This is a genomic window from Kitasatospora sp. NPDC088351 (assembly GCF_040685575.1).
Taxonomy (GTDB): Bacteria; Actinomycetota; Actinomycetes; order Streptomycetales; family Streptomycetaceae; genus Kitasatospora.
Genome location: NZ_JBFBIL010000058.1, coordinates 36,784 through 48,422, shown reverse-complemented (window position 1 = coordinate 48,422; position 11,639 = coordinate 36,784). Strand labels below are relative to the sequence as shown.

The following is an 11,639-nucleotide window of genomic DNA, read 5'->3' as shown; positions in this document are numbered from 1 at the left end:
AAGCTACCTCGCCGGCCTTCACCTCCGCGGCGCAATGATCTGGATCAAGGACCTCACCCGAACCCATTGATCACGACCGAATACGCGGCCTAGTAGGGCTTGGTCAGGTGTGCTCTCTGGCGTGTCCTTTGCCGCGGAAGCACAGGGGCACCCGACCGGGCGGTGCGTCAGGCCGGCCCGTAACCTCCCCCGCCGGGAGTCTCGATCTCCAGGACGTCCCCTGCCGCGAGGTCGGCGCTGTCGCAGCCGGCCAGCCGGACCGTGCTGCCGTCGGCCCGGCGCACCCGGTTGGCGCCAAGGGTGCCGGGCTTTCCGCCGGCCATGCCGTAGGGCGGTACCCGCCGGTGCCCGGACAGGATGCTCACGGTCATCGGCTCGCGGAACCGGATCCGCCGCACCGCTCCGTCGCCACCGCGCCAACGGCCCGCACCACCGCTGCCGTGGCGCACGGCGAACTCCTCCAGCAGGACCGGCAGGCGCCATTCGAGGACCTCGGGGTCGGTGAGGCGGGAGTTGGTCATGTGTGTCTGCACCACGCTCGCACCGTCGAAGCCCTCGCCCGCTCCCGAGCCGGAGGCGACCGTCTCGTAGTACTGGTGGTGCTCGTTGCCGAAGCTGACGTTGTTCATCGTCCCGGAGCCCTCGGCCTGGACACCGAGTGCGGCGTAGAGTGCGCCGACGATCGCCTGCGAGGTCTCGACGTTCCCCGCGACCACCGCCGCCGGGTAGACGGGCGCGAGCATCGAGCCGGGCGGTACGACGATGCGCAGCGGGCGCAGGCAGCCGTCGTTGAGCGGGATGTCGTCGGCGACCAGGGTGCGGAAGACGTACAGCACGGCGGCGGTGACGACGGCCGACGGTGCGTTGAGGTTGGAGTCGAGCTGAGCGGCGGTACCGGTGAAGTCGATCGTGGCGCTGCGCTGTGCGCGATCGACCTCGACCCGCACCGCGATCACCGCGCCGGAGTCCGTCTCGTACCGGTACTGCCCGTCCTGGAGGGAGTCGATGACCCGGCGCACGGCCTCCTCGGCGTTGTCCTGCACGTGCCGCATGTAAGCCTGCACCACGTCCAGCCCGAAGTGCTCGATCATCGCGGCGACTTCGTCCACGCCCTTCTGGTTGGCGGCGACCTGCGCGCGCAGGTCGGCGAGGTTGGTGGCGGGGTCGCGGGAGGGGTGGGGTCCCTCCGTGAGCAGCTTCCGGGTCTCGGCCTCGCGGAGTCTGCCGTCCGCCACCAGGAGCCAGTTGTCGAAGAGCACGCCCTCCTGGTGGATCTCCCGGCTGGTCGCCGGCATCGAGCCGGGGGAGATTCCGCCGAGCTCGGCATGGTGGCCCCGGGAGGCGACGAAGAAGAGGATCTCGTCGCGATCGCTGTCGAAGACCGGTGTCACCACGGTGATGTCGGGCAGGTGGGTGCCACCGTGGTACGGGTCGTTGACCGCGTAGGCGTCGCCCGGCCTCATGGCGCCGGCCCGGCGGCGGATCACCTCCTTCACGGTGGTGCCCATCGAGCCCAGGTGCACCGGGATGTGCGGGGCGTTGGCGACCAGGTTGCCGTCGGGGTCGAAGAGCGCGCAGGAGAAGTCCAGCCGCTCCTTGATGTTGACCGACTGGGCGGTCGACTCCAGCCGGGCGCCCATCTGCTGGGCGATCGCCATGAAGAGGTTGTTGAAGATCTCCAGCAGCACCGGGTCGGCTGCGGTGCCGACGCCCGGTTCGGCGCGGGCGCCGGAGCGTTCCACCAGCAGGTGCCCGGTCGGGGCCAGCGTCGCCCGCCAGCCCTCGTCGACCACGGTGGTGGCGTTGGCCTCGGCGATGACCGCCGGGCCGGTGACGGTGTGTGCCGGACGCATCCGCTCTCGTTCCAGCAGCGGCACCTCGCGCCAGGCGCCACCGGTGTACAGCCGCACCGTGTGCGCCTCGCCGGGAAGTCCGCCCGGTGTGCCCAGGGCGCCGAGATCGGGCTGCTCGCTGAGGCCGGTGGCCTCCACCAGCAGGGCCTCGACGACGATCGGACGGTCCATCAGGAACGAGTAGGTGGCACGGTGCACGGCCTCGAACGCGGCGGCCATCCTGGTGGGCCCGGCCAGCTCGACCGCGAGCGTGGTGTCAGTACCGTCGTAGCGCAGCCGTGCCCGGTGCGTCACCCGGATCCGCTCGGTAGCGGCGCCCTGGTCGAGCAGTTCGGTCCGGGCCGCTGCCTCCAGCTCTCCGGCGATCTCCCGGACCGCCGGCATCGAGGCGGGTTCGAGCGCACGCTCCACCGCTCGTTCCCGCAGGACCGTGGTGTCGGCCAGGCCGATACCCAGCGCGGAGAGCACCCCGGACATCGGCGGCACCAGCACCGTACGGATGCCCAGCGCGTCGGCCACCGCACAGGCGTGCTGCCCTCCTGCCCCGCCGAAGGTGGTCAGCGCGTACCGGGTGACGTCGCGGCCCTGCTGCACCGAGATCCGCTTGACGGCGTTGGCGATGTTGCCCACCGCGATCCGCAGGAACCCCTCGGCGATCTGCTCGGGTGAGCGCCGTTCTCCGGTGGCGGCGCCGATCTCCTCTGCCAGCTGCGCGAACTGGCGCCGCACCAGGTCGAGGTCGAGCGACCGGTCGCCATCGGGGCCGAAGACCTGTGGAAAGTACTCGGGCTGGATCCGCCCGAGTTCCAGGTTGGCGTCGGTGACGGTCAGTGGTCCGCCGCCGCGGTAGCCGGCCGGTCCCGGGTCGGCCCCGGCCGAGTCGGGGCCGACCCGGAGCCGGCTGCCGTCGAAGTGCAGGACGGAACCGCCGCCGGCCGCCACGGTGTGGATGGCCAGCATCGGCGCGCGCAGTCGCACGCCCGCCACCTGGGTGGTGAGCACCCGCTCGTACTCGCCCGCGTAGTGCGAGACGTCGGTGGATGTGCCGCCCATGTCGAAGCCGATCACCCGGTCGAAGCCGGCCAGCTGCGACATCCGCACCATGCCGACGATGCCGCCGGCCGGCCCGGAGAGGATCGCGTCCTTGCCGCGGAAGTGCCCGGCCTCGGCAAGGCCGCCGTTGGACTGCATGAACATCAGCCGCACGCCGCGCAGTTCCTCGGCCACCTCCCGCACATAGCGGCGCAGCCCCGGCGACAGGTAGGCGTCCACCACGGCGGTGTCGCCGCGCGGCACCAGCTTCATCAGCGGGCTGGCCTCGCTGGAGAGCGAGACCTGCGGGAAGCCGATCTCCTCGGCGAGCCGACCGACCGCCCGCTCGTGCGCGGGGTGCAGGTAGCTGTGCAGGCACACCACCGCGACCGCACGGATGCCGTCCCGGTAGCAGCGGCGCAGATCGTGGGCGAGCCGTTCCAGATCGGGCGCGCGCAGTACGGTGCCCTCGGCCGTGATCCGCTCGTCCACCTCGATCACCCGGCCGTACAGCGGCTCGGGCAGCTTGATCTCACGGTCGAAGATGTGCGGCCGGTTCTGGTAGCCGATCCGCAGCGCGTCCGCGAAGCCGCGGGTGATCACCAGCGCCGTCGGCTCGCCCTTGCGCTCCAGCAGGGCGTTGGTCGCCACCGTCGTGCCCATCCGGACCGCCTCGATCCGATCGGCACCGGCCCGGCCGCCCTCGCGACCCAGCAGCGCGCGGATTCCGGCGACGGCGGGATCGCGGTATCTCGCCGGGTCGTGCGAGAGCAGCTTGTGGGTCAGCACCCGCCCGTCCGGGCTGAGCGCGACCACGTCGGTGAAGGTACCGCCCCGGTCCACCCAGAACTGCCAGCCCCTGCCTGCCACCGCCGGCTCCCTCCGCTCGTCCGGTCGTCCGCTCGTCCGGTCGTCCGCTCCTCGGCTGCCGGTGGTCCGTCCGGGGGATCCAGCCTCTCAAAACGCGACATACTGGGCATGTCGGCCTGCTCCGAAGGGCGGTGGCAACGGCTGTGACGGCTATGACGGCGGGGGTCCTGCGGGAGACGGCACCCGGTGAGCGGCGGGTGGCTCTCGTCCCCGAACTGGTCCGCACCGTCGGCGCGCTGGGCCTGACCGTCCTGGTGGAGCCCGGCGCCGGCACCCGCGCCTGGTGCCCCGACGATGCCTACACCGCCGTCGGCGCGCGTCTCGTTCCGCGCACCGACCTGCTGCGCCGCGCGGACATCCTGCTCGGCGTACAGAGCCCCAACCTCGGTCTCACCCACCGCTTTCGCCCGGGTCAGCTGCTGATCGCCCTGCTCCGGCCGACCCTGATCCCCTTCCTGGTCCGCCAATGGGCCGACCAGGGCCTCACCGCGATCGGTCTCGACCTGGTACCGGAGAAGATGAGCGACGGATACCCCATGGATGCCCGCACCTCGCAGGCCCGGATCGCCGGCTACCGGGCCGTGCTGACCGCGGCCGACCGGCTGGACCGCTGCCTGCCGCCCTGGGGCTCGACGACCGCGTCCTTCGAGCCCGTCCGGGCCCTGGTTGTCGGCGCCGGGGCCGCAGGCCTGCAGGCGGTCGACACGGCCCGCCGCCTCGGCGCGCTCGTCCACGTCCATGAGCTGCGGCGCCGCGAGCGGGCGGAGGCCGTCGCGCTCGGCGCCACCCTGCTCGACCTGCCGAACCTTCCCCCGGTGACCGGCGCGGCGGGACTGGCCCAGGCCCTCGACACCGAGCAGGACGAGCTGCGCCACGGGCTGGCCGCCGCGCTCCCCGGCTTCGACCTGGTCTTCGCCTCCGTCGACCCGCCCGACAGGCCACCACCGACGCTGCTGACCGGCGACGCGGTGCGCGCGATGCGCCCCGGCTCGGTCGTGGTCGACCTGGCAGTCGGCCCGCTGGGCGGCAACGTCGAGGGCGCCGAACCGGACACCACGACGCCGGTCGGTGACGGAGTCACGGTGATGGGCGCCGGCAACCTCCCGTCGCAGGTACCCGCCACCGCATCGACCGCCTTCGCACACAACGTCACGGCGCTCCTCCGGCATCTGACCCGTGGCGGCGGCCCACCGGCGATCGATCCGACCGACCCGCTCCAGGCCGCCCTGCTGGTGACCCACCGCGGCAGCGTCCTGAACCAGGCCACCTGGCAGCTGATCCTCGACGCCACCGCCGCCGCCGGCACCGCATGACCGGAAACTCGACCCCGGCGGACGGGAGGCACGGGCGGCCTTCCCCGGTGGCCACCGGTCACGGTCACGAGGCCGCGCTGACGGCGGTCACCACCGCGGCACTGGCGGTCGGCAGACTCGCCCGCCTCACCGGCCCCCGGCCGCCGAAAACAGGACCGCATGGCGCGCGACGGAGACGGCGTGGTCGGCACAGCGCTGGTAGTAACACGCCAGCAGGGTAGCGTCGGCGCTGTCTCCGGCCCCGGCAGGTTCGGCCCCGGACAGCAGCAGCTCGTACAACAGGCGCTGCCGCTGGGCGACCTCGTGCTGCTCCGCGAGCAGATCCGCGCGGGCTTCGGCGGCCTCGGCCTCCAGCGTGTCAGCGGCCTTGGCGAGCATCACCAGCACGACCTCGCCCATTCCGCGCAGGGGCAGCCTCAGCCGCTCCGGCCACGGCTCGGCCGACTGGCGCGACCAGGCCAGTCGCAGCAGCTGCTCAGCGAGATCCGCCAGGCATTCCACCTCGGTACCCACATGCACGCCGACGACGATCGCGTGCCGGTCCGACCTCTGTGCGGTCCTGCCCGGCAACACGCCTGCCGCGTCCTCCTCGATCCGCTCACGCAGCTCTGCCAGCGCCTTGTCGGCAGCCGTCGCCCCCTCCGCCACAGCGGCCGAGCCGGTCAGCCCGTCCATGACCTCGCTCATTGCCGCGCCCGCCAGCCGGACCAGCTCGGCCAGCTCGCCGGTCAGCCGGCGTTGTCCGTCGCGCCCGTTCCCAGCCATCGGTCGACTCCCGTTCCCGGCGGGCCGGCCGGCTCCGCCGTCTTCACCACCACCGTGCAGTGGTCCATCACTTCCCAGTCTCACCGTTCCCACAGGCGCCTGCCCCGGCCGCCCGAAGTGCGACCGGTGCCGCCGTTGTCCAGGCTGGACGTGGTACCGCCGTGAAGTGCGGGAGGCTGTCACGGGGCGCTCGGACGGCAGTACCGCGAGGAGCCGACGGCCACACGGGGCACACCGCGACCGTCATGGTCCCACCGGGCGGGAAAGCCGGCTCCACCGTCTGAGCTGCCACGGCCCGTCCGGTCCGGCAGAGATCGGGCAGAAATGACGACACGGAGGCAACCACCATGCAACCGGAGATCACCGTCGGCCTCGACGGCTCCCCCGAGAGCCTGTCCGCCGCCCGTTGGGCAGCCCAGGAGGCGCAACTGCGCGGGCTACCGGTACGGCTGCTGCACCTGTGGATCCTGCGCTCCATGACGGCGCAGAACGTCCCCGGTGAGCACCCACAGGCCCGGGCAGCGCAGCGCATCCTCCAGGACGCGGAGAGCGACCTGCTCAAGCGCTACCCCGACGTACCCGTCATCAGCGAAGTCCTGCCCGTGGACACGCCGACGGCACTGCTGCCCGCCGCCCGCAACGCGGAGATGCTGGTGCTCGGTTCGCAGGGGCTGGGCAGCGTCCAGGGCTACCTGCTCGGCTCGCTCGCCCTGCACGCCGTCGCCCGGTTCGAACGGCCCGTGGTGCTGGTCCGCGCCTGCGAGGAACCGGAGGGCACCCGCACACCCGCCGCGCGGCCCGGCGCGGTGGCCGTTGGCATGAGTCTCCGCTCCGGGTACGAGGGCGCGGTCGGGTTCGCCTTCGGCGCCGCCGCCAGACGCCGCACGCCCCTGCTCGCCGTCCACGCCACCACTCGCCGGCCAGTGGCCCTCAGCTGGGACCGGCCGCCCAAGGAGTCTCTGCAACAGTCGGACCAGCAGGCACTGCACGAGGCGCTGCTCCCATGGCACGAGAAGTTCCCCACCGTCCACGTGGTGGAGCACCTCAGCCACGACGGCCCGGGCCGGGCCGTCGTGGACATCGCACCCGGCGCAAGCCTTCTCGTAGTGGGGCGCGGCGGGTACCGCACCGGCCTGGGACCACGCATCGGCCCGGTGGCCCACGCCGCGATCCACCACGCGGTCTGCCCCGTCGCCGTCATCCCGCACGACTGACATCCGGGCCCGCGCCCGGCACGGAGAATCTCGGCGAGCGCAAGGCGCGGCCCGGAAATTGACGATCTCCCGGGAGCAGACCACCGGGCGGGGCCGCGCGGCCATCGCTTCTGGGCGCGAACCGGACTAGCGTCGGGTACGGAGTGGTCCACGGTCGGCCCGGGAAACCGGGACGCAACCGTACCGGGGCCGAGTGGGCACGCCGGATGCCGTCAGCCGTACGGGCAGCCGCACCTGCCTCGCGCTCCAGCCGGGTGTACCGCGCTGCATCACGGTGTGGCGGCCCCGAAGAGCCACGGTTCCGCCCGAGGAGGGCTCGTATGAGAACCGGAACCGAGGTCGACACCAAGGCCCTGGAGCTGGTCGCCGCGCCCGGGCCCGTCCCGTCCGCCACCGCTACGACGGCTGCTACGGCCTCATCACACCCGCCGGGCAAGCCCCCCGACACAACCACCCCCGCAGGAGCAACCGATGACGACCCACCCCACCACCGACCCCGCCACCAGCGACTCACCCGGCGACGGCCTCCACCCGCCCGGTCGAGACCTCGAAAGCGCCATTGAGCGCGTGGAGATGCTGGAGTCCCAGGTCCAGGCCCTCGGGCAGGCGATCCGCACCCTCGTCCAGGGGATGGAGGAGATCCCCGACCAGGAACCCGACCCCGAGCAGGCCGCCCGCAGCGCCCGCCTGGCCCACGAACTCCTGCTCGCCCAGGGCCTCTAGAAAACCGCTCCCCCGATCCGACGGCCTCTCGAAGTCGAACTGACCCCCAGGGGGCCGACATGGCCGCGACGGCGACCTCCCGGGCCAACGGCGGCGGGCTCTTCCACCGTCAAGGAAGAGCGCGGCGCTCAGGCACTGATCCTGAACGCCGCGCCCAAGTCCTCGTGCTCCCAGGCCCTCGTGCTCCCAGGCCCTCGTACACGGGTCGGCCACCGACGGAGGCGTCCAGTGCACGACCACGAACGCACGGGCTCGATGTTCCCCCCGGGTTCGCCGCGCTTGTGCTACGTCTGTCAAGGTGCCCGGATCAAGGTGCCCGGATCCGGGCAGGCGCCGGGCAAGAGCCTCAAGGGCACGCGCGAACGACGGCGCCCTCGGAGCCGTCCCGATGCCGCTGATCCGACGGAGCGCGAGCTCACGACGGGGACGGACGTGCCACGGCGAGACAGGCGGAGGACCATGGAGGACAGCGGACAGGTCGGCGACCGCGCCCTCCCTCGGACCTACCGGAGTCGCGGAGTCCGCCGGCCCGCTCACCGGCCGCACACCGTCGGAGGTCACCATGGGCAACGTTTCCACTCACGGTTCCGCCGGCCCGGTAGTGGTCGGTACGGACGGCTCGGAGCCCGCCCGTCGCGCCGTGCTCTTCGCCCTCCGCGAGGCACAGGTGCGCGGCGTCACCGTGCGGGCCGTCTGCGCCTACGGCTCCAGCCACACCGGGCGGTCGGATCTGGGCGGGGCTGCCTGGCCCCGCACGAGCGGCGAGTTTCCGACGCACCTGCACGACATCGTCGCGCGCGAGGTGACGGACTCGGTCGACGAGCTACGCCGACAGGTCGGCGAGCCGTTCGTCGAGGTCGAGGTCCACTGCGAGCGCGGCCGGCCCACGCAGGTCCTGCTGCACGCGAGCCGGGACGCGAGCCTGCTCGTGGTGGGCACCCGGGGCGCCGGCATCTGGGGTCGCCTCGCGCTCGGCTCGACCAGCACCGAGGTCATCCACCACGCCCACGTTCCCGTCGTCGTCGTGCCGCCCGCGCCCGAGGCCTCGGCTGCGTGAATCGGCGCACCACGCCACCCGCGGACCGCCCGGACCGGGGAAGGCCGTCCGACCGGCAGATCCGGCAACGGCGGCGCGGATGCCGGTCCGGTCGAACGACCGGCAGAACCCGGTGTCAGGTCAGCTGAACGGCACGACCGCGACGGGGCAGAGCGCATGGTGGATCGCCGCATGTGCGACCGCACCCAGGTGCGGTCCGACGGGCACGCGCCGGACGTGGCGGCCGACCACCAGGAGCCCGGCCCGCGACGCCGACTCCACCAGAGCGACCGCCGGACTGCCGGACACCGAAGCTGTCGCGACCTCCACGTTCGGACAGCGCTCGCGCCAGGGTGCCGGCATCTGCGCGAGGGCCCGCTCCTCGGCAGCCGCCAAGTCCTTCTCCTGACCGCCGCCGCTTCCGAAGGACAGGTGTGCCCTGCCACCCCGCGGGCTCCAGGCATGGACCACCCGCAGTGGCACCGAACACACCGAGGCCTCCTCGAAGGCGAAGGCGAGCACCTCGTCGTACGGCTGCCGAGGGTCCCTCGTGGGCCGCCCGAGGGGAGTCGCGCGGAATCCGGGGCTCGGGCAGCGGGCGCCGCTCCCTCATGGTGGTCCTGCGTGCGGACCGAGTACTGCGGGCGTTGCTCCGTCGACGCTCCGCCCGTCACCGCTCCGCCCGTCACCTCCGACCTTCCTGCGGCCGGCGGGGCTGCGCCGGCCGTGGGCTCCCGTTCACGATGCCGAGAACGACCTTGCCGTCCACGGTCTCCTGCTCCACCAGCAGCCCGGCCAGCTCCTCCAGCTCGCGGCGGTGACCGCGCAGCAGCCCGACCGCCCGTGCCTCGGCCTCCCGGAGCAGCCGGGCCACCTCCTGGTCGACCGTGCGCTGGGTCTGCTCCGAGTAGGGCCGGCGCAGCAGGTCCTCCGGGCTCTCGCCGAGGTGCTGCGGGGTGGTGATGGCGTATCCCACCGGCCCGAGTTCGCTGGACAGGCCGAACTCGCGGACCATCCGGGTGGCGAGCGCGGTGGCGTTGGCCAGATCGTTCGCCGCGCCGGTCGATCCCTCCCCGAAGACCACCAGTTCCGCGGCCCGGCCGCCGAGCTTGACGGTGAGCAGGTCGGTCAGGTAGCTCTCGCTGTACAGGTGCCGCTCCGCCTCGGGCAGTTGCTCGGTGGCACCGAGGGTGACGCCGGCGGGCAGGATGGTCACCTTGGCGACCGGGTCCGCGTGTGCGCACAACGCGGCCATCAGGGCGTGCCCGGACTCGTGGACGGCGACCGAGCGGCGTTCCTCCGGGAGCAGCGCGTTGGAGGACTCGCGGCGGCCGAGGAGCACCCGGTCGCGGGCGGTGTCGAGGTCCTGCGCGCTGATGGTGGCGCGCTCGGCGCGTACCGCGTTGATGGCGGCCTCGTTCACCAGGTTGGCCAGGTCGGCGCCGGAGAAACCGGGGGTGCCGCGGGCGATGCGGTCGAGGTCGACATCGGGGGCCAGCGTCTTGCCGTGGACGTGGACCGCGAGGATCGCGGCCCGCTCGGCCTGGCTGGGCAGCGGCACGGTGACCTGGCGGTCGAACCGGCCGGGCCGCAGCAGCGCCGGGTCGAGCGCGTCCGGGCGATTGGTGGCGGCCAGGACGACGATGCCGGTGCCCTGGTCGAAGCCGTCCATCTCGGCGAGCAGCTGGTTGAGGGTCTGCTCCCGTTCGTCGTTGCCGCCCAGCCTGCTACCGCCGCCGCGCCGACCGCCGACCGCGTCGATCTCGTCGATGAAGATGATCGACGGGGCTCGCTTGCGGGCATCGTCGAACAGGTCCCGGACCCGGGAGGCCCCGACGCCGACGAACATCTCGACGAAAGCCGAGCCGGTCACCGAGAGGAAGGGGACCTCGGCCTCTCCGGCGACCGCGCGGGCGAGCAGGGTCTTGCCGGTGCCGGGCGGGCCGACCATGATCACGCCACGGGGTCCCTTGGCCCCGGCTGCGGCGTACCGCTCGGGGCTGCGCAGGAAGTCCACGACCTCGCTGACCTCCTGCTTGACGCCCTCGTAGCCCGCGACATCGATGAACCGGGTACTCGGCCGTTCCGCCTCGATGATCTTCGCCCGTGACCGCCCGATCGCGCTCAGACCACCGGTCATCGTCCTTGAGACCGCACGCCCCGACCAGAGGAAGAGCGCGGCGATGACGATCAACGGCAGGAAGACGAACAGGGTCGACAGGATCGAGCCGCCTCCGCTCTGGGTCGCGGTGATCGCGACGTGCTGGGTCTGCAGCTGTCTGGTGAGCTGACTGTTGTCCAGTGCGGTCGGGATCTGGGTGGTGAACCTCGTCCCGTCCTTCAGCGTGCCGGTGATCGCGCCCTTGTCGGTGATGTCGACCGTCCTGACCTGGCCCGCGTCCACCCTGCCCGCGAAGTCGCTGTAGGCGTAACGGGGTTCTGTTCCGGTACGGCTGTGCGTCAGCAGGAGGGACAGCACCGTGACGGCGAGGACGGCCGGCAGCAGCCATCGCCGCCAGCCCGGCGACTGCGGCGCCGATGTCGGCGGCCCAGGCTTCGACGGCCGCCGCACGGGCCCGGGTCCGGACTTTCCGGCCGCGTGCAGAACGGGAACCAGCATGCGTGCGATCATCCGATGCATTCGAGCCTCCCGTCCCATGGTCCGTCGGCGGCGCGGGCGACGGGCGGAGCCGGTCGGCCCACCGGCCCGGGACATCCGGTCACCGTTGCCGGGTCCGTACGCCGACCCGGCACGGGAGGACGATCCTGCGGGTGCAAGCGCGGGTCGGCCGCCGGAGCGACCTCTCGGCCGGCGCCCCGGGCAGGGGCTGGA

At 72.7% G+C, this 11,639-nt stretch carries 8 protein-coding genes; 4 read left to right on the top strand and 4 right to left on the bottom strand.

Annotation, left to right across the window (positions count from 1 at the left end):
• Positions 1–167 precede the first annotated feature (167 nt).
• Positions 168–3,755: a hydantoinase B/oxoprolinase family protein gene (locus AB0P06_RS30110; RefSeq protein ID WP_363612848.1), complete on the bottom strand. Its 3,588-nt coding sequence runs from the start codon at positions 3,753–3,755 to the stop codon at positions 168–170.
• A 152-nt stretch (positions 3,756–3,907) separates the two neighbouring features.
• Between AB0P06_RS30110 and AB0P06_RS30105 the strand changes: the two genes are divergently transcribed.
• Positions 3,908–5,068, top strand: a complete 1,161-nt coding sequence (locus AB0P06_RS30105; protein ID WP_363612846.1) for an NAD(P) transhydrogenase subunit alpha — start codon at positions 3,908–3,910, stop codon at positions 5,066–5,068.
• Positions 5,069–5,194: 126 nt separating this feature from the next.
• Here the strand turns inward: AB0P06_RS30105 and AB0P06_RS30100 are convergent, their stop codons facing one another.
• Positions 5,195–5,833, bottom strand: a complete 639-nt coding sequence (locus AB0P06_RS30100; RefSeq protein ID WP_363612844.1) for a PhoU domain-containing protein — start codon at positions 5,831–5,833, stop codon at positions 5,195–5,197.
• Positions 5,834–6,180: 347 nt separating this feature from the next.
• Here AB0P06_RS30100 and AB0P06_RS30095 point away from each other — a divergent pair, with 347 nt between their 5' ends.
• The 3 genes from AB0P06_RS30095 (at position 6,181) to AB0P06_RS30085 (ending at position 8,827) form a co-directional block, all read left to right on the top strand.
• Positions 6,181–7,047: a universal stress protein gene (locus tag AB0P06_RS30095; protein WP_363612842.1), complete on the top strand. Its 867-nt coding sequence runs from the start codon at positions 6,181–6,183 to the stop codon at positions 7,045–7,047.
• 471 nt (positions 7,048–7,518) lie between these two features.
• A complete protein-coding gene (locus AB0P06_RS30090; protein WP_363612840.1) occupies positions 7,519–7,770 on the top strand; it encodes a hypothetical protein in 252 nt (83 codons plus the stop codon).
• Positions 7,771–8,332: 562 nt separating this feature from the next.
• A complete protein-coding gene (locus AB0P06_RS30085) occupies positions 8,333–8,827 on the top strand; it encodes a universal stress protein (protein WP_363612838.1) in 495 nt (164 codons plus the stop codon).
• A gap of 120 nt (positions 8,828–8,947) precedes the next feature.
• On the opposite strand, the gene AB0P06_RS30080 is transcribed toward AB0P06_RS30085, so the two are convergent.
• Both AB0P06_RS30080 and ftsH read right to left on the bottom strand, forming a co-directional pair.
• Complete coding sequence (locus AB0P06_RS30080) at positions 8,948–9,328, bottom strand: universal stress protein (protein WP_363612836.1); 381 nt, start codon at positions 9,326–9,328, stop codon at positions 8,948–8,950.
• 163 nt (positions 9,329–9,491) lie between these two features.
• The gene (ftsH, locus tag AB0P06_RS30075; protein WP_363612834.1) at positions 9,492–11,426 is read right to left on the bottom strand and encodes an ATP-dependent zinc metalloprotease FtsH; all 1,935 of its coding nucleotides are present in this window, start codon (positions 11,424–11,426) and stop codon (positions 9,492–9,494) included.
• Between the last annotated feature and the right edge of the window lie 213 nt (positions 11,427–11,639).